The organism is Pseudocolwellia sp. AS88 (assembly GCF_030551755.1).
In the GTDB taxonomy this organism is placed as follows: domain Bacteria; phylum Pseudomonadota; class Gammaproteobacteria; order Enterobacterales; family Alteromonadaceae; genus Pseudocolwellia.
Genome location: NZ_JAUPEC010000002.1, coordinates 24,124 through 50,243 on the forward strand (window position 1 = coordinate 24,124; position 26,120 = coordinate 50,243).

The following is a 26,120-nucleotide window of genomic DNA, read 5'->3' on the forward strand; positions in this document are numbered from 1 at the left end:
TGTATGAATAGCTTAGCCAATATTTAGCTTTTTATTTAAAAAGCAGATATTAAAAAACCCCAGAGAAATCAATGAGGTTTTTTGGTTTTTAATAAAGATGCTAAGAAGTTATTTGTTAAAGCTAAACTCAATATAAGCTTTACCAAGATCACATGACAATGGAATAATAACGATAGGTCCATCAGCTTTATGGCTGATTGTATGGTCTTTACCTGACACTACAACTGGAGTTGCCATATCAAATTCGAAACCTTTTTCACTTAACATACGTTTAGCGCCACCGGTTACCATGTTAGTGATTTCACCAACTAAATCAGTAATTTCTTCATTAACTACATCAGGACCTTCACCTACCATTTTTTTCATGGTGGCAATAGCTAAACGTCCTTCAAAAGTAATAGAAAGAGAGCCTTTAGTTTGTTCACTTACCATGCCTATTAGTCCCGAAACATCACCCATAGCTACTTCGCTTTTTTTAAGTCTCGGTTTTTCTGGGGTTAATTCCATTTGTGCCATCGTTGACATAACGTTAAGCATTGACGATAGAAATGGGTTGATAAACTCTACATTCATTAATGTTTCCACGACCTTTATTAATTTTTAGTACTGATTTTGCACGCAAATTTTGTAAATGTAAATCAGTACTTACTATTTTATTTATTCGACAACAGCGGTTGTTTCTGTGGCATTAAAGGTGATACTTCCTTTAATTTTTATACCTTGAAAATTCAATATATTAACTTGTTTAGGGTAAGTATTGACGAGTAAATCATTTTTTACCAATAAACCTGTTAAAAAACTTTCAAAAGGTGCTTCTTGATAGATATAAATATTACCACTTTTAACTTCTAACCCGACCCAATTTATTACTATTTGTTTGTCTAAATAGTGTAATAAAAAATGTTCTTCAACATAAGACTGAATTAAAGCTTCATAATCTTTGTGTTCAGGAGAAAAATTAATCTGTTGTTGCTCGGCAATTGCATTTTCCACATCATGAGTAGTAAATTGATGAATAATTTCAATTGTTTTAGCAGAACCGTTTAAGGTTAGATCAGTCATTCCAAAAAAATATGTATGAGCAGAAGCGATTGATGCTGCTGCCCATAATATAGCTACTGATACTAATTTCAGTAAGTGTTTTATCATTACTTGCTAGATTCTTTTTCTGCTTTGGTTATGTCATCACTCGACTTTAATTCTTTATTATAGTCGCGCATCATGTCAGTTTTCTTACGCTTGTATAAATCAAAACGAGATTTAATTGGGCGAGCAGGCCAGTAATTGTTATTTACATTTACATCTGCCGTTTCCCAATTAGGATCTATTGCTATACCAGTGACTTCTTTCTCAGTAATAATTAGCTTAGATACTTTGTTATTATTTTTACGCCAAATTTCAGCAGGAATTCTGATGTTTTCTTTCGTATTATCTGCATAAGTTATTTCAAGTAATATTGGCATTACTAAGCCACCAATATTTTCAAAGTCAAAGATATAGAAGTTACTTTCATTAGTCAGTAGCTCTTTTTCCCAATCTTCTAGTTTATTATGCATAGCATTGTATTTATTGCGAGCTGCATTTGTAGCAGTAAATTTATCGTGCTCGTTATAAAAATCTAGTAGTTCAGGTTTATCGTCAGTGCGTAACCATTGGCCTTTATTGCGAAGATCTGAGATAAACGTTGGCTTTTCGTTTTCTAAAGCACGTTCCCATGCTTCTTCAGTATCAGGGTTTTGGCTATTTGGACGGTATAAATGAATGTCGCCTAAAGCAATATCAACATGATCTGTTGTGTAAAACCAACCACGCCAGAACCAATCAAGATCTACTGCTGATGCATCTTCCATAGTTCTGAAGAAATCTGCAGGCATAGGGCGTTTGAACTTCCAACGTTGTGCGTATTCTTTAAAAGCGAAATCGAATAACTCACGACCCATAATCGTTTCACGTAATATGTTTAGTGCAACTGCAGGCTTACCGTAAGCATTGTTACCAAACTGTAAAATAGATTCTGAGTTTGTCATGATTGGCACTTGGTTGCTGCTTTTCATGTAAGACGTCATATTCGCAGCATGGCCACGACGAGAAGGATAGTTTTCTTCCCACGATTGCTCTGCTAAGAATTGTAGAAATGTATTTAAACCTTCATCCATCCAAGTCCATTGACGTTCGTCTGAGTTAACAATCATAGGGAAGTAGTTATGTCCTACTTCATGAATGATAACGCCAATTAATCCGTATTTGGTTGCACGAGAATAGGTTTTCTCACCTGTTTCTTTATTAAGTGTTGGGCGAGGACCATTAAAGGTGATCATCGGGTATTCCATTCCGCCAACAGGGCCATTTACAGAAATAGATACAGGATATGGATAAGCAAAAGTGTATTTATTGTACTGTTCCATAGTGTGAATAATGGCTTCAGTTGAATATTTCTCCCATAAAGGATTACCTTCATTTGGATAGTAAGACATTGCCATAGTATCTGTACCACCAGCTTTATAGCCTTGAGCATCCCAGATAAATTTACGGCTTGAAGCAAAAGCAAAATCTCTTACGTTTTCTGCTTTGAAGTGCCATGTTTTTTCTTTGCTAGAACGAGATTTTTCGTTTTCTAAAGCTTCATCAGGCGTGATAATTAAAACAGGTTTCTTAGCTGTTTTTGCTTTATCTAAACGACTTCTTTGTGTACTCGTTAATACTTTTTTAGGATTTTGTAATACACCTGTAGACGCAACAACATGATCTGCAGGAACAGTAATTTTTACATCGTAATCACCAAATTCTAAGGCGAATTCACCATTACCTAAGAATTGTTTATTTTGCCAACCTACAGCATCGTAATACGCTACAGCTCTTGGAAACCAACTTGCTACTTCGTATAAGTAGTTGTCGTCTTCTTTAAAGTATTCATAACCTGAACGGCCGCCTAATACTTTTTGTTCTTGTAAAGCGTAAGTCCAATCAATATTAAACTCTACTTCCGCACCTGATTTTAATGGCTTAGGTAAGTCGATACGCATCATAGTACCGTTAATGGTGTACGGTAATGCTTTATTGCTTTTGTCTGTAACCTTTAATATGCGATTACCACCATCGAACTTTTCTGTTTCAATAGCGTTTCTTAAACCATTATAAGTAACTTTTTTAGCTGGAGCTGTACTGGTTAGTTTATAATCTGAAGCTTTACCCATTCTATTCTGATCAAGCTGTATCCAAAGATAGCGAAGAGTATCAGGCGAATTGTTTTTATAATTTAACGTCTCACTACCTGTTAATTTTTGAGTTTTATCGTTTAATTTAATTTTAATTTCATAATCGACTTCTTGTTGCCAATATTCATGACCCGGTGCACCAGAAGCCGTTCTATAAGTATTTGCTGTTGGGAGAATTTCTTCTAATTGACGGAATTTTTGATCATCTATAGTGCTTTTAGCGATAACGTTGTGTGAAGTCGCAACAGTCAAACACAATAAGATAGATCGGAGTGATAAATAGGGTGTGAGTTTCATATTATTCCTATGAAGTGTTTACAAGTTTAAACGCAATATTTTTGACCTTATTTTACTCCCTTAATGCATGATATTAAGGGAGAAATAATAAGGTGATAATGAATAATAGCTTAACGTAGGTGATAAGCTAATGAATTATTCGGGTTTTATTGGCAACTTTTACAAGTACCGTGTGCTTCTACAATTTGGTGGCTGATTGAAAAGCCATGAGTATCAGCCATTGTTCTAAGAGAAGAATCTAGATCATTCGATTGTATTTCTTCTACATAATCACAAACGTCGCAAATAAGTAGCTGAACAGGGTGACTGCACTCGCTGAAGTGATGACACATAACAAAGGCATTAATCGATTCTATTTTATGAACAAAGCCTTGTTTACCTAAAAAGTCTAATGCTCTGTAAATAGTTGCAGGCTTAGCAGAGGAGTCAACTTTTTTTAGTTGATCTAACAAGTCGTAAGCACCAATAGCGCCGTCATGCTCAGCAAGTATTTTAAATACTTCTTCACGTGCTGTGGTGAATCTTGCTCCACGGGTTTGGCAAACATGTTTGGCTTGTTCTAGTAAATCGTCAGTAAGCATATTTTTCATTGTTATGAGTAAATTACTCGTTGAGTTTACCATAGTGATGGGATGCGTCTAGATGAATTACAAAGCAATAACCATTTCAAGTGTAAAGAAATGACTACCTCAGCAAAAATACTTCTTTTTTTTACTTTAAAAAACTACAAACAAAAAATCGTTTATTTTATTTTGTATTCAATATTTCATTTATTTTGTTGGGAGAAGTGTTTATTGTATAAAATATACAAGTAGTTGATTTTAAAGGGGTTTTGTGTCAATAAATTTTACATTTTTAATTAACAGTATATTAACATTTAAATTAATTTCCCTTTAATCAGTTACTTATATTTCTGGTGTGTTTTTTGCTTATACGTATTTGTTAGAGATATGTTAGTACATGAATATTTCTCAGTATTCTCGTAACTATTAATAACTATCTGAACAATTGCAATTAAGCAAAATTATTTAAGTTCATTAGTTCATATAAGAACTACTGAATCATACTAAAGGACGAAAAATGAAAAACTTTAAGAAAAAATTATTATCAGCTGTTGCTGTAGTTGCTTTATCTCCATTAGCACAAGCAGGTGTAATTTCTTATTCTGATGAGCACGCAGCTTCAACTACAGACTGGTTTGATACATTAACAGTGTCACAGTTTGACAGCAGCATGGGTACGCTTAACACTGTAGATATTTCTTTTTCTGCTGAAATGTTATCAGATATGACTTTGGATAATGACAATGCAACAGGTACTACAGCACGTGGTACAGTATCTGTTGATACTATTGGTTCATTTTTAGGTTTAGGCGGCCTTAACATCTCTTTATCAGCAAATACTGGTTTCCAAAGCTTAGGTGCTGATGATTCTGGCGATACAGATACTGCTGGCAATGGCGGTGGCGATGAGTATGTAGGTTTAGGTTTATCTGGTTCTGATTTACTTAGCCTTACTATTGATGCATCAAATGCTGACTTCTTAAGCTTTATCGGTACAGGTACTCTTTCTACTACTAATTTAGGTACTTTTGGTGGTTTTGCTGTAGCTGGTGGTGGCGGTAATGTTGATGTTAACCTTAATACTATCGCTTCAGCTGCTTTGAGTGTTACATATAACTTCACAGACAGAGCTTCAACTACTGTTCCAGAAACTGGTTCTTTAGCTATCTTTGGTTTAGGTCTTGCAGGTTTTGCATTAAGCCGTAGAGCTAAAAAATCAGCATAGTTAGCAATTAACTAGCGATAAATTTAAAGTGTTATTTTAAACACTGAATAGTCACTTTAAGTTAAGCATCATATTTATATGGTGCTTTTTTTTGAGTAAAATTTAATATGACTTCAGTTAGGTATTTCACAGTAAGTTATATCTGCTTAAAAAATATATAACGTGTAATTAAACAGAGCTAATATTTTAACGACCACAATATTTTGATCTCTTGTAACATTGCTTTAATCACTGGCTCTTCTTTTTTATGATAGTTAATTACAAAATACAGTGGTATTTCAAAGTCTAATTGAGGCAGTATTTTTACCTGTTTCAATTGCTCTGCGTCTTGCGCTTCTTCTAATTCTAAAAAGCTCAGTCCTTGGCTTGCTTTAACTAATTGTAATCTTGTATCGTCACTACTTGTTTGTAAGTTCGCTATATTGAATTGTTTTAAGCTTGATTTAAGCCGTTCATCAAAAGGGCAATATTTCCCCATGGTTATCCAAGCGTCTTGAGCTAATTCGGTAATCAAACTGTCTTTATTTAAAGTCGTGTCTATTGGTGCAATTGTCGTGATTTTTTGATGTTTAATGAATATTGAAAATAACTCATCAGGCGCATCATCGTAAATGTAAGCACCATCAATCGTATTGTTTATTAAAGCTTGAATCGCTGCGCCAGTTGAAAATGATTCTATATTGAGGTGAATACCTTGGCAGTTTTCATTTATATTATTTAATAACGTCGGAAGTTGTAATTGATTCGTCGATTGATTCATTGAAAGATTAAACTCACCAATTATCTCACTTTGGTTTTCAACGGCTAAATTCACCATGTCGATGGCTGAATCTAATGTTTTCTCAGCTTTAGGTAATAACAACTTACCTTTATCAGTAAGCGACATACCCTTACTTGAACGATTGAATAAGGGGGTTTTCAATTCTTCTTCAAGGCTTTTTATATGAGCACTTATTGCTGGCGGTGTTGTGCAAAGTTGTTTAGCAGCAGCCGTTAGATTTCCAGTTTTAGCGATAACCACAAACGAACGCAGATGATAAAATTCCATTATTCACTCTTCATTTATACAAAGTTTAGGGTAATTGTTTACTTTCATACTATAGCGAATAACGTCTTCTAATAGCATTCATAATTAATGAATACAGGCTTCATATTTTATGAATGGCTAAGTTTTCCTGATCCATTTATCTTATAACCAACTTAATATAGCCAAGCTAATTCGCTAAAGCTCAATCAAGTTCAGCTTTAATAGTAAACCACAATAAAAGGAAACACTTATGTCATTATCAAATGTTCTAGAATTCTCACCTGCTCAGAGTGATGTAGCAAATACTTTTTTCTCAAACAAGTTAAGCTTTGAAACTGATTGCTCAGATGTTTATGGTGATATTAAATCAGGTAACAACAATTACATATTATTCGATGTTCGCTCTGCAGAAGCTTATGAGAAAAGCCATGCTATTACTGCGTTAAGTATGCCTCACGCGAATATAACGCAAGAGTCGTTTGCTCAATTTGATAAACAAACAGTTTTTGTTGTGTATTGCTGGGGTCCAGGATGTAACGGTGCAACTAAAGCAGCTAAAAAAATATCAGCATTAGGTTTTGCAGTGAAAGAAATGATTGGTGGTATACATTACTGGGAAGATTTTGAGCGTTACCCGGTTAATAGATATCAAGCTAATGCTCAAGTGTAGAGAGTGGTGAATACACCAATAATTATTCGAGAGGCTAAAAAGTATGATGCACCTCAACTTTTAAGTCTCTTTGAAAAACATGCTGAATATGAAGGGAATTCATTGTTATCAACAAAGCAAGCTACGTCAGATAAGTTGAACATATTAAAAAACTTATCTGACACTCCACTTATCATTCTGGTTGTTGTTCAAGGCACTGAAATTAAAGGCTACATGAGCTTACTAAAGCAATTTTCCACTTGGGATATGAATTATTACTTGTACATGGACTGCTTGTATTTATTACCAGAGCTACGTGGTGAAGGTATGGGGAAGTTACTGATGGAGCATTGTAAAAGCTATTCTCATCAGCATAAATTGTTAGAAATACAGTGGCAAACGCCTGTTGAGAACTCCAAGGCTATCAACTTCTATAAACACATAGGCGCTAGGTCTAAAGCTAAACTCAGATTTTTTTGGGAGTAGCTGCAGTTTTATAAAATAGGGTTTAGTTGTAAGTGTTATTCTAAAGTTAATATAACCACTAAATTAAAATAATTAATTTTATAACTAAAAAATCAATTATTTACTTTTGTATTATTTAACAAAGAACAAGCGTACGATAGTTGTCGTGTATTCATTTCTCCTTTGAAAAAAATTATATTTCAATTCTATACATAAACTTATTCCAGTGCTTGGAATAGCCTCTCTTAAAAGAACCTAATAATTACCTTTTACTTATCAAATAGTTTTTGTATTCATCTGCTTAAAAAGCAGAATATAAATCCAATAACTAAATATCTAAAAAGTGTGAACATGTACAATATTTTCAATTTCATTTCTACATTGTTTACTTAATTAGACTATATTATTTAAATGAGTATTTTCTAGACAGAAAAAAAATTAGAAGGAAAATCATGAATAGAATAAATAAAGTTTTCTCAAGTATTCTCGTATTATTATTTGTTGAGTCTGTTGCACTCGCATTTGTTAATGGCACATATATGGAAGCCTTCATTATAGGACTTCCAGCGATGCTCGTTCCCCTATTAATGATCAAGAGTGCCCCCGATTCTGCATTAACCAGACATGCATGTGCTATTGCTGTAATGGTTTACGCAGGTCTTCATATTCATCAAATGAACGGCTTAATAGAAGTTCATTTTGAAATCTTTATTTTATTAGCTGTATTGATTATTTATAGTGACTGGAAGGTGTATTTTTCTGCCGTGGCTACAATAGCCATTCATCACTTTTCATTTTATTTTATGCAGTCAAACGGTATGAATGTTTTTGTATTTGATCAAGACAGATTGTTATTCTCAACTGTAATTATCCATGCCGTATATGCCATTGTAGAAGCAGTTATAGCTGGATTCATCGCAAAAACTTTATATGACGATAGCCAAGTGGGTAAAGAATTAGCGCAAGTAACCGAAACATTAACTGCAAATGAAAATTCACTTGATCTAAGACTGAGAGCTGACGCTAATGGTAATAAAGTTTTAGAGGGGTTTAATCAACTCTTATTAGTACTTGATAATGTAGTGACAGGCGTAAAAAGTCAGGTTGAAGACTTCAAGGTTAACGCTAACCATTTAAATACCGCTAAAAATGAACTTGAAATTTCCGCTTGTAATAGACAACAAGAAACAGAAGTTATTGCTTCATCCCTTGAAGAAATGGCGGTAACAGTCGCCTCAATTGCTGAAGATACTTCTAAGTTAAATGATCAAATGTTAGAAGCAAGCCAATCAACGGAAGCAACTAATCAATACTTCAATGAAATAAACATAAAAAACGAAGAGCTTACTAACGCCTTAAATAGAACCAGTGATGAAATTTCAGCGCTAGCAAGCTCGAGTGATGTTATTACTAACGTATTGTCTGAAATAACCAGTATTGCCGATCAAACCAATCTACTTGCACTAAATGCCGCAATTGAAGCGGCTAGGGCTGGCGAACATGGACGAGGTTTCGCAGTTGTTGCCGATGAAGTGAGAACATTAGCTAATAGAACTAAAACCAGTACAGACCAAATTGGAGACACATTAACCAAACTGGCTGGGTATTCCAAGTCTTCAACTCACTTAATGAGTGAATGTTTAAGTGCTATCGATGTTGTAATTTCTGTCGCAGAAAAGGCTAATAAAGAAGTGATGAATGCATCGCAACTTGTGGCATTATCAAGTGACATTGCCCACTCAGTGGCAGCAGCAGTGGAAGAGCAATCAACCACCACCAATGAAATAGCACAAAGTACCGAAAGACTGAGTTCACTCGGTAAAGATGATGCAGTAAAAGTTGAAATATTAGCAAGAGAAGCTGACGAAATATCTGAAGCCGTTGTTTCATTAGAGGCGAGTACAGCTCGTTTTAAGTAAAGCATGAGCTGAATAACTAGTTTATTTATAACTAAAAAAGCTAGAGTTTTGTGTAAAGTAAAACTCTAGCTGACTATTCATCGCTTGTTCTATAAAGTTTATTATCCTATTTATTCATACCAATCAGCGGCTACCTGAATTGGCGTAGGATCCTCTTTTGTTGACACCCAGACAACCATCGCTGTTCTTGCCGTATCAACATCCACAACAGGAGGGAAAGGCAAATCAATAATGTTAGATGATTTATTATTTACAATCATTTCCTTTTGCTGATAACCAATTACTACAAAGTCGTGATTTAACAAACGTCTATTGTTTTCACCTGCTTTTACTTTCGTCTGAATACCAAAACCTAATAAGGCAACATGTGCGATTAACTCGTTGTCAGAAGTGGAATCAAAGTTTACTTTAACCTGTGTCTCATCAATAGTGGCAGTTAACGTGTTTGGCGATTTAATATTCGCTGCTGGGAAACCTTTACCTCTAAACCAACCTTGCCAGCCTTTACCATCTACTATAAATCCTGGCGTCGCAACAGTTCGGCTATTACCAAGTTTGGCATAGGTTCGTTGTCGTCGAGAAAACTCAGGGGAGGCAAATGGGTCTTTCCACCCTAAATAATCCCAGTAATCAACGTGGAAGTTAAGTGGAATAATGCTCTTCCATAGTTTTTCATGATTTGTAAATTGCGATATCCATTCTTCTGCTGGCGGGCAGCTGCTACAACCTTGTGATGTATATAATTCTAAAAAATAGGTCTGTTCATTTGTGCTTGTAATCGTCACAGGCTCTGCTGCAGCGCTTTTTACGCCTACTAATATGCTTAACACCATAAATATTAGGTGTATTGAACGAGTGGTTCTTTTCAATAACATGTTGTCTTCCCGTGAGCTAAATATTAAATAACATCTTAAATGAAATGAGTTGATATGAAATCACGAAAAATTCACAAAACCATCACGTTTTGTCGATATCTAATACTTCATTCAGAGGCTGGAATTAAAGAGGGCAACGACGATTAACCTTGTTTTGTAGAACACATCCTCGATGATGAATATCTAATCTTATCGACTTACTGATGAATGATACCCTTTAGGTGTTATCCCAATCATACTTTTTAGTCTTTAAGGAAATGCACTTGCTTGTAATAACCAAGTTGTATTGCAAATGCCGCTCATTCATTTACTTATTCTTCAAGGTGATTTCTTTTGTTTAGTCTGTCTGAGTTCCGTATAATCCATTATTATTTTAGACGTTGTTGAAACGATTAAACTCAGATTTTATTCAAAGTTTTTTCGTTAATCATATGATTTATAATGAGTTTTTGTTTCGCCTATGCTGGATTGGACTGATTCTATTATGTATCTTTGCTTGTAGAGAGGTTAGGCGTACTCCTGGTGTACTCGGATATAATCTAAGTATTGTTCATACTGTTCACTATAGTGGATTTATGTCCACTATGTATTGTATAATAAACCAACTTTTTGAGGTGATCAGGGTGGATCACAAGTAACCAAGGAGAAAACTATGGTTTCAAGTTCAAAATTTGCTCAAGCTTTATTAGATCGCGCAGTCGAAAAATCTATTATGATGAGCCCTTTAAAATTACAAAAATTAGCTTATTATTGTCAAGGCTATTTCCTTGCTACGCATTCAAAACGATTATTTGAAGATGATATAAATGCATGGAAACATGGTCCTGTTGTTGATGTTTTGTACCATGAATTTAAGCAACATGGCAGCACTAACATTCCACACAAACAAGGTGATACTTTTTTGGGTTTAAATGAAGAAAACCAAAAAATGATTGATTATGTTTTAGATAATTTAGGTCAACTTGGTGGATGGAATTTAAGAAATAAAACCCATAATGAAAGTCCTTGGGTAGACACTTATCTTAAAGGTGAAGGTGAAGGTAGAGTTATTACAGATAAATTAATGACAGATTACTTTTCACAAGAATTATCATTATTACAAGATGAGCAACTTGCTAATATCTTGGATTGTAATGATCGTTTTAAAGATAAAAAAGTTGTTATTGAGCTTCCTGACAATGTTGAGTCAGAAGACGATTTTGTAACATGGGTAAACAGTCTTTAGAGATTACGGATGATTCACAAGGTAAGTTTTAGTCAAGACTCAATTGAGCAGTTAAAAGTCTTGGACGATGATGCAAAAAAGAAACTGTTTAGTAACTTTATTACACCGATTAGAAATGGTTATAACCCCGATGAGCTTGAAGGCAAATACAAGCCAAGTTGGGAAATGCAATTTGTCGACTCTGCTATGAAAGTAGCATTCATGGAAAAGGCTAGAGAAGATTGTCTATATCATTATCATTTTGGATATAAGTATTATCAGGATGGCAGAGACCCAAATTATTTCGGAAAAGTATCAGATGGAATTGTACATATACAACAAGATTTTAATGTTGAAATAATAGATCATGTTATTTTTGACATTTGCTTAAAACATCCTAGCCCTTTCAAAGTACCATTTATGAAAGATAAGCGAAAAGTTGTAGGGTTGTAAGTTAAAACAAAGGAGCTATTTAGTTCCTTTTTTTATGCCTTAAATTTGACTTAAAGTTTTTTATCCATTGATTATTGATTTCAACTTTTTGTATATATTATTTATCCTTATCCTTATCCTTATCCTTATCCGTATCCGCTTTTGAATCTTTCTGAGGCTTAAAATCCATTTTATCAAATAACTTCAAAAAGAGTTCTTGAGTATTTATTGGGTAATAATCTGTATTTTGTATTGCTTGGATTTTAGGAGTAAACATCTTTTTAGCTATATCTGATTTTATTAAGTTTTGTTCATTTTCAGGTAATGATGCTATATAAGGGCCAATTGCTTTTAAGTTTAATGATGTTTCAAGATGCGAGTATTGTTGTTGTCTATGTTTAGCTGATTCTCTAGCTAAGTAAGCAGCCGGAACTGATAGAAGAACTGAAAATATTAATCTAAATAATGATGTTTCCCACTTAAAGGCATCAGTAGTAGTCTCATATAACGAGTACCCAACAACACATGCAATTAATACCATGCAGCCTAATGAAGCAATCCGTAACCAATCAGCTGATTTCTTCTCATTCTCTGCACTTTTATCAAAATTACCAGCGATGACACTTTCTGAAACCTTTCCTAATAAGTTATCTATATTATCCTTGTCACCTTGTAGCTTTAATGTACTGTCTTGAAAAAACTTATCTACAGAGTCTATTCTTTCTGATGCATAGCTTTTTAACTTATCTATTTCTGTTCTAAATTCATTTATCTCATTTGAAAATTCATCGTTATCTCTAGATTGTTTTTCTATTAGGGATTCATATTTTTTGATTAGGGTGTCCTGGTTCTTAAAGTCAAAATTAATATTATTAGGATTATTGTTAATCATTTTTTCTATGAGGGATGCCTTAGACTTTATTTTTTCTATATTATCAGTAATCCTAATTCTCGCAGATGAATCACCGTCGCTAAGGTTATATCTATAAACTGTATCAATAAATTCAAATACTTTTCTCAGCAAGTCATTTATATTACTCGACAGTATCCCTATATTTAGATTTATTATTTCTGCAGGGCTACTTGAAAACTTCATATATCTTTTATATTCAATCTCAATATCCTCAAAACAACGTAGAGTCACTTTACTTTTGTGAAGTATTTCCGATTCTCCATTAAAAAAGTCACTCAACGAACTAACTAATTCAGTTATATCTTTGTTTATTTTTTTTAGGTCAAATATATTTTTATTATTGTCATTCATTATTTTCTACATCCTTTGTCCTGACCACACTACTCGGCCAATTAATTCTATATCCGTACTATTTAGTTTATCTTTGTTTATTTCCCAAGGTTCATACAACGTATTGTCAGATTTAACTTTGATAATCCCATCAGGTAATAACTGCAAAAGTTTCACTAATAAATTATTTTCATGTCTCATGACATAAATACCATCATTTAAATTATTAAAATGACGATTTACCATAATCATTGAACCGTTCTTTAGTGTTGGGTACATGCTTATATATTCAACTAAACAGCTAGCAGTAGACACTTGTATTTTATAGTAACAATTAATATAGACGGTAACGATTAATCATCTTTTATAGAATACATCATCAGGGATAAATATCTAATCTTATCGACTTACTGATGAATGATATTATTCAGGTGTTTTCCCCAACTTACTTTTGAAGTCTTTAAGAAAATACACTTGCTCGTAATAGCTAAATTGTATTGCAAGTGCCGCTCATTCATTTACTTATTATTCAAGGTGATTTCTTTTGTTTAGTCTGCCTGACTTCCGTATAATCCACTTATAGTATAGTGATTATTTTAGTCGTTGTTGAAACGATTAAATTCAGATTTTATTCAAAGGTTTCTCGTTAATTTTATGATTTCTCACAAACTCTCTGTTGCCCCAATGCTCGACTGGACCGATCGTCATTGCCGTTATTTTTATCGTGTTATGTCTAAACACACGGTTTTGTATACCGAGATGGTGACAACTGGCGCCATTATTTTTGGTAAAGGTGATTATCTTTCATATAACGATGCTGAACATCCTGTTGTTTTGCAACTTGGTGGTAGCGATCCTAAAGCTATGGTTGAGTGTGCTATACGCGCTGAACAATTGGGTTATGACGAAATTAATATTAACGTAGGTTGTCCGTCAGATCGCGTTCAAAATGGTCGTTTTGGTGCTTGTTTAATGGGTGAACCAGCGCTAGTCGCTGAATGTGTTTCAAGTATGCAAGCGCAAGTTAAAATACCTGTTACGGTTAAATCACGTATTGGTATTGATGATCAAGACAGTTACGAATTCCTACATCAGTTTATTGATACTGTTTCTCAAGCAGGTTGTGAGCATTTTATAATTCATGCACGCAAAGCTTGGTTAAGTGGGTTAAGCCCAAAGCAAAATAGAGATGTTCCGCCGCTGGATTACGATCGCGTATATCAAATAAAATCTGACTTCTCTGACGTGGCTATTTCAATTAATGGTGGCATTAAAACCTTAGAGGAAACTCAAGCTCATTTACAACATGTGGACGGTGTGATGATAGGTAGAGAAATTTATCAATCGCCATATTTTTTAAGTAATGTAGACCAAACAATTTGGCAATCTGAAGCGCCTATATTGAGTCGACTTGAAGTACTCGAACATATGGCAGAGTATATTGATCGTTACGTTGCAGAAGGTGGTAGAGCTTGGCATGTTATTCGACATATGTTGGGTTTATGTAATGGTTTACCTGGTGCGAGACAGTTTAGACGCCATTTAAGTGATTGCTCTGGTAAGCAGGGCGCTGATAGTAAGTCTTTATTTGAAGCTTACTCGAATGTTTCTATCGACGTGTAACTTCTCTTTTTATTAATATCACTTCTTAATATATAAATAGGCTGCTGTATTGCGGCCTTTTTTATGTCTATTTTATTTTCAAACCTCTTATTTATTACTATATCTTTGTAAATCGTCGTAGTTGGTCAATTTAACTAAATAGATGGTCTTATTTACTAATAAATGATTTAAGACATAATATGTCTTGAAGCGATTTTTTATTGGTTTTGATAATAAAGTTATATATAACAATTGTTTATTTTATTTGTATGGTTTGGCACAACCCTTGTAATAAGAATATTTACATAATGTGAGTTGTTGTCGTTTTACTTAACTTCACTCAGCTTCATAAGTTTAATAAATATTTTTTGAGGAGAAATAGAATGGGTTTATTTACAAGGTTCACCGATATTATTAATGCGAATATAAATAGCATGTTAGACAAGGCTGAAGATCCAGAAAAAATGATCAAGCTGATCATTCAAGAAATGGAAGAAACTTTAGTTGATGTTAGATCTACTGCAGCGAAATACATTGCAGAGAAAAAAACATTACAGCGTCAAGTTGATAACACTGAAAAAACAATTGCTAGTTGGAATACCAAAGCAGAAGTTGCAGTCCAAAAAGGTAGAGATGATTTAGCTAAGCTGGCACTAAAAGAAAAATACAAATTTACTGAAGAATTAACACAATTAGCTGAAGAAATGGCAAGGTTAGATGAATATTTACTTGCGGTTCAAGAAGATGGAAGCCGTTTGCAAGAAAAACTGATTGAAGCTAAACGTAAGCAAGCTTCTTTTGTATTACGTCAGCAATCAGCTGAAGTTAGATTAAAAGTTAGAGCTCAAGCAACGGTACATAATATTGATGAAGCCATCTCTCGTTTTGAACGTTACGAACAGAAAATTGATCGTGTTGAAGCACAAGTAGAAGCTTATGATCTTGCTCAGCCAACAAATTTAGAAAGCGAATTCAGAGCATTAGAAGCTGAAGCAAACTTAGAAGATGAATTAGCGCAGCTTAAAAAGCAGGTTGCTAACGCTTAAGCCCATCTTTTTGATTCATTAAGACTAAGAGCTACAAAGATAAATGAGTAGCTCTTTTAAAAATAACAAGTAGGAGACAGTAATGAGATACCAACACGAATATGTAATTAACAAGAAACTTGAGAAAGACATGGTTCATAAAAAACTAGCCGGAGTTTGTGGCGGATTAGCTAACTATTATGGGCTGCCTCGATTTGGCGTAAGATTAGCGGTTGTTGTTTCAATGTTTGTATTTCCTGTAGTGGTAGGTGTTGCTTACGTTGTTGCAACTTTAGTTATGCCTAAAAATTAAAATACTAAGTTTAACCCGTAAATATTTGCACTACTGTTAATTAGATAATCAATTAAAGAAACAACTAGAGAGGATTTATGTCTTTTTTCAAATCGCTGTTACTGGCTATTATCGCCACCATTTTATTAACTTATTTTTTAGGCGCTAGCTTTTTAGAGTTTTTTGGGATTGATGGTATTACAGATGCAAATATTAAAGACGGAGTTTTAGCGCCTATTCAAGCTATAAGTGTTTCTGCCTTAATTACCCTGGTGTTAATGATTGTAGGTGTAGCTGTAGTGTTAAGTGTATTTGGCTCGATTTTCTTAGTGATGATGTTAGTTTTTGGTGTTGTTGTTATGGCAATGATAGGTGCATTCTGGCCAATTCTATTGGTGGGTTTTGTTATTTGGTTGATGGTTAGAGATAACAATAATGAAGTATATTCTTAACTAACCTCAACTCGGGATAATGAATGTCATAACATTTAATAAAAAGAATTCTTTATCAATAGATTAAAGAACCATCAGAGTACTTTACATGTCATATGATGACTCAATATTGATAGTTTTATGCCTAGCAAGGCGGATTTGTGTACCCAATAGCTAGCTATTGGTAACGAATACACAGTTTTTTTTATTCCCGATAAAAACTAAGTACCTACATCCATGTAGGCAACGATGTTAGGCTTAAAAATAGCTTATTGAGTTAACTTTGCTTATTCCGAGTTGAGGTTAACTAAGTATTCGTTTTGTCGTTATCTGTTTTTACGCTGACTTAAAGCCAGAAAAAGAAAAGCCATATTTGAATAATATGGCTTAAAGAAGTTTTGTTAGGTTAATCGTTTATTTGAAAAATTGTGAAAGTATGTTTTTACAATCGTCACTTACCATTAAACGTTTAAATTCATCAGCTTCTTCTTTTATGGCGCTTGTTAAAGATGTTGGTTCACTTTTCATCAGTCTTTTACTTGTTAAAACCGCATCAAGTGGTAAAGCTGCAATTGCTTTAGCTGCACCACTTGCTAACGCTAATAAAGCATCAGGTTCACAAACTTCATTGATTAAGCCATAGCTATGAGCTTGCTCAGCACTAAAGGTTTTACCTAGTACTAATAATTCAAAAGCACGAGTATGACCTATTTGAGTAGGCAATAATCTACTTGATCCTGCTTCTGGACATAAACCGAGCTGGGTGAAAGGTAATTTAAATTTACTATTATTTGCCGCATATACCATGTCGCAATGGAGTAGTAATGTTGTACCTATCCCTACAGCATGTCCGGCAACGGCTGCGATAAGTGGTTTTTTAAATGATACTAAAGCATCAATAAACTCAAGGGCAGCAAGTTCTTCTGAATGTTCTAAGAAGTCTTTTAAATCATTACCTGCGCAAAAACAGTTTTCGTCGCCTTGAATTACTACACAACGAACATCATCTGATGTATCGGCATCGTTAAGCGCTTTAGCAAGGCTACGGTACATACTTGAGGTTAATGCGTTTTTCTTATCGAAACGATTTAACGTGATGGTTAAAATATGATTATTTTTTTGCGTTACAATTAAGTTATCCATTTGGTTCAAGCTTAGTTACAATAGAGTGTAATAACCATAATATTTAAAGTTAAAGATGTATACCACAATTGTCATGGTTGTCTTTAATAATGTTTAAGTAACATAAGCATACTATTGTGTATGCCGTTATGATTCATACCAGCATTGGGAGCTGTTCATGATAATGAAGTTTTCTACTAAGACACTCATCGCCTTATTTTTGGGGGTTGTGTTTATTTTCTATCTTATCGGTGTATTTTGGAGTTTTGAGCCAGATACTTTTGACATAAAAGCAGAAGTAAGAAAAGCTGCAGAAGCTGAAGGTGTATCTCCTGTTGTTGGTTACACAACAACAACGGCGTTAATTAAAGTTACTGAAACTTTACTAACAAAGCCTGGTGGATACTTAACAAATGATGCACTTCCGCCATCAGTATTTTTAGACAACATTCCTTCTTGGGAGTTTGGTGCGCTAGAAATGATACGCGATATGGCATTAGTTATGCGTCAAGAATTTAGCCGTTCGCAATCACAATCTATTGAAAATGAATATTTAAAAGTAGCTCAACCACAATTCAATATCGACAGCAAAAGCTGGGCAATGCCAAGTGCTGAAAGTGAGTATGGTAAAGCTATTGTTGAACTTTATAAGTACCGTAGTGCATTAACGGATGTAAACAGTCAATCAGCCCAGTTTTATGCAAGAGCTGATAACTTACGAGATTGGATAAGTGAAGTAACTAAGCGACTAGGTAGTTATTCACAACGTTTAAGTTCAAGTGTTGGTCGTGATCAAGTTAACGTTGATTTGGCTGGAGATAATGTTGCACAACAGTCGACTTACTCTGCATCTAACATTGAATTAAAAACTAGCTGGTGGACAATCGATAATGAGTTTTACGAAGCTCGTGGTGCTTGTTGGGCGTTATTACATTTTTTGAAAGCTGTTGAGGTTGATTTTAATGATGTGCTTGAAAAGAAAAATGCTCAAGTCAGCTTGAGACAGATTATAAGAGAATTAGAAGCCAGTCAGGAACCGGTATGGAGTCCTATGGTTTTAAATGGCAGTGGTTTTGGAATATTAGCTAATCATTCTTTAGTAATGGCTAACTATATTTCTCGTGCGAATGCAGCATTAATAGATTTAAATGATTTATTGAGTCAAGGATAAAAAAGGGATAAAACATGAAAAAAATACTTTTAGCGACAGCTTTATCGGCAGCACTATCAACTTCTGTACAAGCTGATACGTTATTAGGCTTGTACGTTGGTGGGCAAATCTGGGCAACGGAAGCGTCTGGTACTTTTGGTGATAATGCTAACAACCAGGCTGATTTTAATTTAGATGATCAGTCGCAAGGCAGCTTTTACGTAGCTTTTGAGCATCCGTTACCACTTATACCAAATGTTAAGGTTGCGCGTACATCACTTGATACTGATGGTATTACAACGCTTTCGGGCAGTGTTGATTTTAGAGGTGAAACTTATGATACTACTTCAGAAGTAGCAACTAAGTTTGACTTAACCTATACCGATTACACGTTATATTATGAAATTTTTGATAACGATCTTGTATCCGTTGATTTTGGTATTACAGGTCGTGATTTCGATACAGAAATTACGTTAACTCAAGAAGGTAAGAACTCAGGTACATTAAGTGCTACGGGTATTGTACCTATGCTTTATGCTTACACTAATATCGGCTTACCTTTTACAGGTTTTAACGTGTTTGGTGAAGGTAACTTTTTATCAGTAGGTGATCACTCACTTTATGATTTCCAAGTAGGTGTAAGTTACGAGTTAATTGATAACCTAGCGGTAGATGTTAACTTAACGTTAGGTTACCGAGCTGTTCAACTTGAGGTTGATGATTTAGATAACTTATATTCTAACTTAGATTTTAAAGGCGTATTTGCTGGCGCTGTTGTTCACTTTTAAGTGATATGAAGCTTAAGGTTATTTGCTGTAAGTTACTTCAGAACAAACAACCGATATACACAAAAAAGGGGCTGAATATTCAGCCCCTTTTTATGTTCAAAAGTTATGTTTTAATTAACAAATAATTAGACGTTAACTCCCAAACAGTACATTAGTTGTTAATGGCTTTGATCATCATCTGCTAAGAATAAAGCTAATTTCTTTTCGTCAAAATCATAAGTTGTTCTACAATAATCACAAGTCATCGATACTTTTCCTTGCTCTTCAATAATACCTTTAAGCTCAGAAGGTTCTATTTGAGAAATAGCATTTAAACACTTCTGTTCGCTACAACTACATTGATAAGTAACCGCTTGTGGTTCGAATAATCTAACTTCTTCTTGATGATATAAACGATAAAGTAAATCTTCAGCGTCTAATGTAAATATTTCTTCAGCTTTAATCGTGTTAGTTAATTGACATAAATGCTCGTAATCAGCTAACTGGTTTTCTTTTGTGTCAGCATCTGGTAATAACTGAATTAAGCTGCCTGCCACTTGCTGATTAGCTTCATCGGTAAATAACCAGATCTTTGTAGGGATCTGCTCAGACACTTCAAAGTAATGAGCTAAACATTCAGCTAAGGTGTCTTTTTCTAAAGCTACAACACCTTGGTAAGGTTCGCCTTGGGTAGGGCGAATGGTAATAACCATAGTGCCTTTACCCACAATTTCTTTTAAACCACTGCCTGTTACATCGTCAAATGAACGCGCGATAGCTCGCATTTCTTGGTTATGGTTTCCGTTTACTGCTAGGTAACCTATAGGTCCGTCGCCTTGTAACTGAACCGCAATTTCACCATCGAACTTGAGGGTAGCTGTTAGTAAACAAGTCGCTGCCACTAATTCACCTAATAATTCACTTACACCTTTTGGGTAATCGTGCAACGCAATAATGTCTTTATAGGTTTTGTGTAGTTGTACAAGTTCACCACGAACATGCATGTTGTCAAACAAGTAACGATTAAGAACGTCTGCTTTGATGGTCATCGGTTAAATCCTCTCTTTAAATTCTCTTAGCTTACGACGCTGTTTTTTATCGGGTTTAGTATCACTTGCAGGGCTAAGTAAAATACCTTGTTGGCGCGCTAAGCTGTTTTTTTCTCTTACTTCTATACTGGCGTCAGTTTCTTTGTATAGAGTTTGAGCAAAAGTAGCGTCTCTTCGTCTTTCTGCAATAGCTATCACAAGTACTTCTTTGTCTTCATGGCCTTGTCTAATTCTGATGAGGTCGCCAATGTTAACGGCTTTGCTGGATTTACTTCTTTGGCCGTTGTAAAAAACCTTACCGCCATCAATCATTTGCTTAGCTATTGCACGTGTTTTGTAAAATCGAGCAGCCCAAAGCCATTTATCTAGTCTGGCAGATAAATTTTCTTGTGTTTTATTATTTTGATCCATAATAATCTCAATTCTTTTAAATTTTATGAGTGAAACCATAACTAAAAAATTGGTTATATAATTTACTTCATTTAAGCTAAGAACAGCTTATTTGAAATCGCGCGCAAGGTAGCATAACCCTTATTTATTCTCTAGTTTTTACAACATAAAGGTCGCGTGAAATATACTATTTTACTTAATTATACGATTTAAGTATCCCATGTTATTGAGGGGATTTTTGTTATATCAAGTCATTCTATTCATTTTCAGTAAAATACTTCGCAATTCATTAAAGATAAGTAAAGTAATTCAGTGTGTTATTCACTAACGTATATTTTATGCTATATTCGATAAATCAATGGCTTATTACATTAAGTTAGTACTTATCTTAAGTATTTTTAAGTATTTGTCTTAATTTAGTAATAAATAATCGTTACAATCTGTGAAGATGGCTTGTTGCAAATACTTTGCTCACGTATCATCATGAACATGCAATTTCAGTTATCCTAGTGTAAGAATATAATGCAGTTATCTCATAGTCTTTCGCCTATCGCGGAAACCTTATTAAAATTACCTCATGCTAAAGTCGCTAAGCTTCTTGGTTTACTAATATTAATTTATATTGCTTATTTATTATCAAAAATCACTTGGTTATTTTTAGATGATTTACCTCAGCACAAGCCCAACACTTCAAACGTTGTTATTTCAAAAAGTGAAAATACGTCTTTAAATTATAATTTGTCTGATGTTAAATCGTTGAATTTATTTGGTGAATATAATCAGTCAGCTGTTGTCGAAGAAGATGAAGATATTGAAGATGCACCCGAAACAAATTTAAAGCTCACATTAACAGGTGTTACTGCTAGTGATGTAGAAGCGAGATCAGCAGCCATTATCCAGAATAATGGTGTACAAGAAATTTACTCAATTGATGAAACAATTAAAGGAACGCGAGCGGTTCTTAAGAAAGTTTATAACGACAGAGTTCACATCAGACATTCAGGCCGATTAGAAACCTTGATGCTTGATGGTTTTGATTATAATGAGTCTAAAAGTAAAAATAATAGAAATTCTGGGAAACCAATTGCCAGAAATAAAGGTCCAATACAAACAGACATTGAAAATACGCGTGTCGATAACAGAAGAAATGCTGAGCTGACAAAGCAAGCACAAGAGCTTAGAAATGACATTAATGAAGATCCAGGTAAAATAACCGACTATTTGAAAATTTCACCTAAACGTGAAGATGGGCAAATTATCGGATACAGTTTAATGCCAGGTAAAAATCCAGAATTTTTCAAAACATCCGGTTTAAAAAGTGGTGATGTTGCTATTCAAATGAATGGTTTCGACTTAAGCCAGCCTAGTGAAGCCGCACAAGCATTAAAAGCATTAAAGCAAGAACAAGAACTTTCTCTTTTAGTTAAAAGAAATGATGATATTACGGAAATACTTTTTAGTATTAACGAATAATTAAAATAATTAAATTGAACAGCAAAATTGATGGATAAAATAGAAATGACAAATGATGTATTTTTCATGCGTAAAAATTCAACTACGCCTTGGTTTAAAAAAGCTTTCACATTCTTTAGCGTAGCTGTTTTATTCAATCTCTTTTTATTCTGCGCGCAAGTGCAGGCTGCAACCTATTCACCTAATTTTAAGAATACTGAAATAGTTGAATTTATTAATATTGTAGGGAAAAATCTTAATAAAAGTATGGTTGTTGACCCCAATGTTAGAGGGAAAGTAAACCTACGTAGTTACGATGCTCTAACTGAAGAGCAGTATTATCAAGTTTTCTTAAACGTATTAGAAGTTTATGGTTTTGCTGCGGTTGAGATGGAAAACAACCTTATTAAAGTTATTCGTAATAAAGATGCTAAAACATCTTCTATTCCTGTTGTTGGCGATGAAAATCCAGGCGTAGGTGACCAAATGGTTACTCGCGTAGTTGAAGTGAAGAATGTAACGGTGCGCGAATTAGTGCCTTTATTACGCCAATTATCAGACCAATCTGGTGGTGGCAATGTCGTTAACTATGATCCTGCAAATGTAATTTTATTAACAGGTACAGCAGCAACGGTTAATCGTTTAGTTACTGTTATTGAACGTGTTGATAGAGCGGGCGACCAAGATGTACAAATCATAAAACTTCAATATGCCTCAGCAGGCGAAATGGTTCGAATTATTGAAGCAATGAACAAAAACTCTGACGGTAAAGCAGGCACACCAACTTTCTTAATCCCTAAAATTGTTGCTGATGATAGAACAAATAGCGTGATTGTAAGTGGCGAATCACAAGCACGTAAGCGTATTGCTGCTTTGATTGCACGTTTAGATAGCGAGCTTGAAACAAACGGCAATACTCGTGTTTATTACTTAAAATATGCTAAAGCTGAAGACCTAGTTAAAGTTTTGGAAGGTGTGAGTAAGTCAATTGAATCTGAAGGTAAAACTACAAGTAAAACCTCTTCACGTAATACATCATCGCGTGATGTAAGTATTGATTCTCATGATGATACAAACACCCTTGTTATTACCGCTGAGCCAGATATGCTTCGCTCACTTGAAGCGGTTATTCGTCAATTAGATATTCGTAGAGCCCAAGTGCATGTTGAAGCGATCATTGTAGAAGTATTTGAATCAGACGGCGTAAGCTTAGGTATTCAGTGGTTTTCACCTTCACTTGGTTTTACTCAATTTACAAATAATTCAGCTTCATTAAGTTCAGTTGCTGCAGGTGCTTATGCTGCTAGAACGACTGATGGTGATGTTGTGCCTGCAGTGTATTCATCAGAAACAGGTAATCTTATAAGTGACCAATATAATGAAAACGATGTTGATGGTGACTATACTCTTTTAAGTGAAGTGCTTGGTTCAGCAAGTGGTTTAGTTACCGGTGTTTTACGAGGTGACATTGGCGCAATTCTTCAAGCCGCTAGTACAGACACAAACTCTAATATTTTAGCAACACCAAGTATTACCACACTCGATAACGAAGAAGCTTATTTCTTAGTAGGGCAAGAAGTTCCTATTATTACAGGCTCAGCTACAGGTACTAATAACAGTAACCCTTTCCAAACCGTTGACCGTCAAGAAGTGGGTATTAAATTAAAACTAACACCACAAGTTAATGAAGGTAGTGCAGTACAACTGACTATTGAGCAAGAAGTTTCATCTGTAAGTGGTGCTACAGGCGTAGATATTTCTATCAACAAACGTGAAATCAAAACCACCATTATGGCTGATAGTGGCAGCACGATTGTTCTCGGTGGTTTGATTGATGAAGATGTGCAAGAAAGTGTGCAGAAAGTTCCATTACTTGGCGACATTCCATTCATCGGCGCGTTATTCAGATCAACAAGTAATACAAAGCGTAAACGTAATTTAATGGTGTTTTTAAAGCCTACAATTATTCGTGATGGCGAAAGCATGGATAAAATCAGTAAAGATAAATATAACTTTATTCGTGCTGATGAAATGCGTAAACGTGAAGACGGTTTAGACTTAATGGATAGCGAAAAATTACCATTACTTCCTAAATGGAACGACTCGCTTGAATTACCACCTTCGTTTGATGAATACATCAATAAAACAGGTGACGCAGACTCACTAGAAATTTTAAAAGAACAATAGTAATGAATGAACTTGAAGAACAAGCAGGTTTAGCTGCATCTACTGTTGAATCTGAGGCTGAGTTTAAACTCGAGCCTCACCAACTACCTTTTGGTTTTGCTAAACGTCATAGTGTGCTTATTACTCAAAATGATGACGGTTACGTACTGCATTGTTTAGAGAATGTAAAAGCAGATATTTTGTTAGAAGTACGTCGAGTACTTGAGGCGCCTTTTACTGTGAAAATAGAGAGCGCTCCAGAGTTTGAACTTGCATTAACGATTGCTTATCAAAGAGACTCGTCTGAAGCTAAACAAATGATGGAAGATATAGGTAACGAAGTAAACTTATATTCTATCGCTGATGAAATAACGGAAAGTGAAGATTTACTAGAAAACGAAGATGACGCGCCAATCATCAAACTCATTAACGCAATGTTAAGTGAAGCGATCAAAGAAAGAGCGTCTGATATTCATATCGAAACTTTTGAAAATGCCTTACAAATACGCTTCCGTGTTGATGGTGTTTTACGTGAAGTATTAAAACCTAATAAGCAATTAGCATCATTATTAGTTTCGCGTATCAAGGTTATGGCTAAGCTTGATATCGCTGAAAAACGTATTCCACAAGATGGCCGTATCTCTTTAAAAATTGGTGGTCGCGCTGTTGATGTTCGTGTATCAACCATGCCAACGGGTCATGGTGAACGTGTTGTATTGCGTTTATTAGATAAAAACGCAGCGCGCTTAAATCTTATTGATTTAGGTATGGCTGAAGATACACGCGAACGCTTTTCTACCCTTATTGAAAAACCTCACGGAATTATTCTGGTAACAGGGCCTACAGGTTCTGGTAAAAGTACCACCCTTTATGCTGGTTTATCGCAAATCGATAGCAAAGAACGCAATATTCTAACGGTAGAAGATCCGATTGAATTCGCTATTGAAGGCATCGGCCAAACGCAAGTAAATACTAAAGTAGATATGACTTTTGCCCGAGGTTTACGTGCTATTTTACGACAAGATCCTGATGTTGTTATGGTAGGTGAAATTCGTGATTTAGAAACCGCACAAATTTCAGTACAAGCAAGTTTAACGGGTCACTTAGTTTTATCTACACTTCATACAAACTCAGCCGCTGGCGCTATTACACGTATGGAAGATATGGGCGTTGAGCCGTTTCTTCTTTCATCAAGTTTATTAGGTGTATTAGCACAACGTCTTGTTAGAACATTATGTCCTCATTGTCGTGAAAGCCATTTACCGAATGAAGAAGAACAAAAGTTACTTGATTTACCTGAAGGCAACACCAAACCTATTTATAGAGCTGTAGGTTGTGTTGAATGTAATATGAAAGGTTATAAAGGTCGCACAGGTATTCATGAATTATTGTACGTAGACGATACTGTACGAGAGCTTATTCACAATGGTCAAGGTGAACAAGCAATTGAGAAATTTATCCGTAAGAGCACCCGTAGTATTCGACGTGATGGCTTTAATAAAGTGATGTTAGGTTTAACAACGCTCGAAGAAGTTTTACGTGTTACGAGAGAAGGATAAG

The 26,120-nt window shown here is 34.8% G+C and carries 26 protein-coding genes; 15 read left to right on the forward strand and 11 right to left on the reverse strand.

The features are described from left to right. Positions 1-108: 108 nt before the first annotated feature. The 4 genes from Q5N69_RS01655 to zur all read right to left on the reverse strand — a co-directional run bounded on the left by Q5N69_RS01655 (position 109) and on the right by zur (position 4,093). Positions 109-573: a chemotaxis protein CheX gene (locus Q5N69_RS01655; protein ID WP_304367021.1), complete on the reverse strand. Its 465-nt coding sequence runs from the start codon at positions 571-573 to the stop codon at positions 109-111. Positions 574-657: 84 nt separating this feature from the next. Beyond that, the gene (locus Q5N69_RS01660; protein ID WP_304367023.1) at positions 658-1,149 is read right to left on the reverse strand and encodes a DUF6702 family protein; all 492 of its coding nucleotides are present in this window, start codon (positions 1,147-1,149) and stop codon (positions 658-660) included. Beyond that, complete coding sequence (locus Q5N69_RS01665; RefSeq protein ID WP_304367025.1) at positions 1,149-3,512, reverse strand: M1 family metallopeptidase; 2,364 nt, start codon at positions 3,510-3,512, stop codon at positions 1,149-1,151. Before Q5N69_RS01665 ends, Q5N69_RS01660 begins: the two co-directional genes overlap by 1 nt. Positions 3,513-3,658: 146 nt before the next feature. After that, positions 3,659-4,093: a zinc uptake transcriptional repressor Zur gene (gene zur / locus Q5N69_RS01670; RefSeq protein ID WP_304367330.1), complete on the reverse strand. Its 435-nt coding sequence runs from the start codon at positions 4,091-4,093 to the stop codon at positions 3,659-3,661. A 499-nt stretch (positions 4,094-4,592) separates the two neighbouring features. On the opposite strand from zur, the gene Q5N69_RS01675 reads away from it, so the two are divergent. Next, positions 4,593-5,300: a PEP-CTERM sorting domain-containing protein gene (locus tag Q5N69_RS01675; protein ID WP_304367027.1), complete on the forward strand. Its 708-nt coding sequence runs from the start codon at positions 4,593-4,595 to the stop codon at positions 5,298-5,300. Between the two features lie 178 nt (positions 5,301-5,478). Here Q5N69_RS01675 and Q5N69_RS01680 read toward each other — a convergent pair whose 3' ends face one another. Continuing rightward, positions 5,479-6,348 (reverse strand): LysR family transcriptional regulator, encoded by an 870-nt coding sequence (locus Q5N69_RS01680; RefSeq protein WP_304367029.1) that lies wholly within the window; start codon positions 6,346-6,348, stop codon positions 5,479-5,481. 229 nt (positions 6,349-6,577) lie between these two features. Between Q5N69_RS01680 and Q5N69_RS01685 the strand changes: the two genes are divergently transcribed. The 3 genes from Q5N69_RS01685 to Q5N69_RS01695 all read left to right on the forward strand — a co-directional run bounded on the left by Q5N69_RS01685 (position 6,578) and on the right by Q5N69_RS01695 (position 9,360). Next, positions 6,578-6,997 (forward strand): rhodanese-like domain-containing protein, encoded by a 420-nt coding sequence (locus Q5N69_RS01685; protein WP_304367031.1) that lies wholly within the window; start codon positions 6,578-6,580, stop codon positions 6,995-6,997. A 6-nt stretch (positions 6,998-7,003) separates the two neighbouring features. Then, complete coding sequence (locus Q5N69_RS01690) at positions 7,004-7,462, forward strand: GNAT family N-acetyltransferase (protein ID WP_304367033.1); 459 nt, start codon at positions 7,004-7,006, stop codon at positions 7,460-7,462. A 431-nt stretch (positions 7,463-7,893) separates the two neighbouring features. Further along, positions 7,894-9,360: a methyl-accepting chemotaxis protein gene (locus Q5N69_RS01695; RefSeq protein ID WP_304367036.1), complete on the forward strand. Its 1,467-nt coding sequence runs from the start codon at positions 7,894-7,896 to the stop codon at positions 9,358-9,360. Positions 9,361-9,470: 110 nt separating this feature from the next. On the opposite strand, the gene Q5N69_RS01700 is transcribed toward Q5N69_RS01695, so the two are convergent. Next, positions 9,471-10,235 carry a DUF1223 domain-containing protein gene (locus tag Q5N69_RS01700; RefSeq protein ID WP_304367038.1) on the reverse strand — a complete coding sequence of 255 codons (765 nt, stop codon included), beginning with the start codon at positions 10,233-10,235 and terminating at the stop codon, positions 9,471-9,473. Positions 10,236-10,887: 652 nt separating this feature from the next. On the opposite strand from Q5N69_RS01700, the gene Q5N69_RS01705 reads away from it, so the two are divergent. Together Q5N69_RS01705 and Q5N69_RS01710 are read left to right on the forward strand one after the other, a co-directional pair. Beyond that, positions 10,888-11,460, forward strand: coding sequence for a Panacea domain-containing protein (locus tag Q5N69_RS01705; protein WP_304367040.1), 573 nt, complete (start codon positions 10,888-10,890; stop codon positions 11,458-11,460). Positions 11,461-11,469: 9 nt separating this feature from the next. Further along, positions 11,470-11,892, forward strand: coding sequence for a hypothetical protein (locus Q5N69_RS01710; protein ID WP_304367042.1), 423 nt, complete (start codon positions 11,470-11,472; stop codon positions 11,890-11,892). 97 nt (positions 11,893-11,989) lie between these two features. Here Q5N69_RS01710 and Q5N69_RS01715 read toward each other — a convergent pair whose 3' ends face one another. Both Q5N69_RS01715 and Q5N69_RS01720 read right to left on the reverse strand, forming a co-directional pair. Continuing rightward, complete coding sequence (locus tag Q5N69_RS01715; RefSeq protein ID WP_304367043.1) at positions 11,990-13,135, reverse strand: hypothetical protein; 1,146 nt, start codon at positions 13,133-13,135, stop codon at positions 11,990-11,992. 6 nt (positions 13,136-13,141) lie between these two features. Beyond that, the gene (locus Q5N69_RS01720) at positions 13,142-13,393 is read right to left on the reverse strand and encodes a S24 family peptidase (RefSeq protein ID WP_304367331.1); all 252 of its coding nucleotides are present in this window, start codon (positions 13,391-13,393) and stop codon (positions 13,142-13,144) included. 375 nt (positions 13,394-13,768) lie between these two features. Here Q5N69_RS01720 and dusA point away from each other — a divergent pair, with 375 nt between their 5' ends. From dusA to Q5N69_RS01740, 4 genes are all read left to right on the forward strand, one after another. Next, on the forward strand, positions 13,769-14,737 hold the full coding sequence (gene dusA / locus Q5N69_RS01725; RefSeq protein ID WP_304367046.1) for a tRNA dihydrouridine(20/20a) synthase DusA: 969 nt from the start codon (positions 13,769-13,771) through the stop codon (positions 14,735-14,737). A 362-nt stretch (positions 14,738-15,099) separates the two neighbouring features. Next, entirely contained in the window at positions 15,100-15,762 is a 663-nt protein-coding gene (gene pspA, locus Q5N69_RS01730; protein WP_304367047.1) for a phage shock protein PspA, read from the forward strand. Between the two features lie 82 nt (positions 15,763-15,844). Further along, on the forward strand, positions 15,845-16,054 hold the full coding sequence (locus tag Q5N69_RS01735) for a PspC domain-containing protein (protein WP_304367049.1): 210 nt from the start codon (positions 15,845-15,847) through the stop codon (positions 16,052-16,054). Between the two features lie 77 nt (positions 16,055-16,131). Beyond that, entirely contained in the window at positions 16,132-16,485 is a 354-nt protein-coding gene (locus Q5N69_RS01740) for a hypothetical protein (RefSeq protein WP_304367051.1), read from the forward strand. 393 nt (positions 16,486-16,878) lie between these two features. On the opposite strand, the gene Q5N69_RS01745 is transcribed toward Q5N69_RS01740, so the two are convergent. Then, entirely contained in the window at positions 16,879-17,607 is a 729-nt protein-coding gene (locus Q5N69_RS01745; protein WP_304367052.1) for an enoyl-CoA hydratase-related protein, read from the reverse strand. Between the two features lie 157 nt (positions 17,608-17,764). On the opposite strand from Q5N69_RS01745, the gene Q5N69_RS01750 reads away from it, so the two are divergent. Beyond that, positions 17,765-18,757 (forward strand): DUF2333 family protein, encoded by a 993-nt coding sequence (locus Q5N69_RS01750; RefSeq protein WP_304367053.1) that lies wholly within the window; start codon positions 17,765-17,767, stop codon positions 18,755-18,757. A gap of 14 nt (positions 18,758-18,771) precedes the next feature. Then, complete coding sequence (locus Q5N69_RS01755) at positions 18,772-19,524, forward strand: TIGR04219 family outer membrane beta-barrel protein (RefSeq protein ID WP_304367055.1); 753 nt, start codon at positions 18,772-18,774, stop codon at positions 19,522-19,524. A 158-nt stretch (positions 19,525-19,682) separates the two neighbouring features. Here the strand turns inward: Q5N69_RS01755 and hslO are convergent, their stop codons facing one another. Beyond that, positions 19,683-20,552, reverse strand: a complete 870-nt coding sequence (gene hslO / locus Q5N69_RS01760; RefSeq protein WP_304367057.1) for an Hsp33 family molecular chaperone HslO — start codon at positions 20,550-20,552, stop codon at positions 19,683-19,685. A gap of 3 nt (positions 20,553-20,555) precedes the next feature. Beyond that, positions 20,556-20,963: a ribosome-associated heat shock protein Hsp15 gene (gene hslR, locus Q5N69_RS01765; protein ID WP_304367059.1), complete on the reverse strand. Its 408-nt coding sequence runs from the start codon at positions 20,961-20,963 to the stop codon at positions 20,556-20,558. Positions 20,964-21,464: 501 nt separating this feature from the next. On the opposite strand from hslR, the gene gspC reads away from it, so the two are divergent. Genes gspC through gspE form a run of 3 tightly spaced genes read left to right on the forward strand, consistent with a single transcriptional unit; the run spans position 21,465 to position 26,119 of the window. Beyond that, on the forward strand, positions 21,465-22,415 hold the full coding sequence (gene gspC, locus Q5N69_RS01770) for a type II secretion system protein GspC (protein ID WP_304367061.1): 951 nt from the start codon (positions 21,465-21,467) through the stop codon (positions 22,413-22,415). Between the two features lie 30 nt (positions 22,416-22,445). Beyond that, positions 22,446-24,581, forward strand: coding sequence for a type II secretion system secretin GspD (gspD, locus tag Q5N69_RS01775; RefSeq protein WP_304367063.1), 2,136 nt, complete (start codon positions 22,446-22,448; stop codon positions 24,579-24,581). Between the two features lie 2 nt (positions 24,582-24,583). After that, entirely contained in the window at positions 24,584-26,119 is a 1,536-nt protein-coding gene (gene gspE, locus Q5N69_RS01780; protein WP_304367064.1) for a type II secretion system ATPase GspE, read from the forward strand. The last annotated feature ends 1 nt before the right edge of the window (position 26,120 follow it).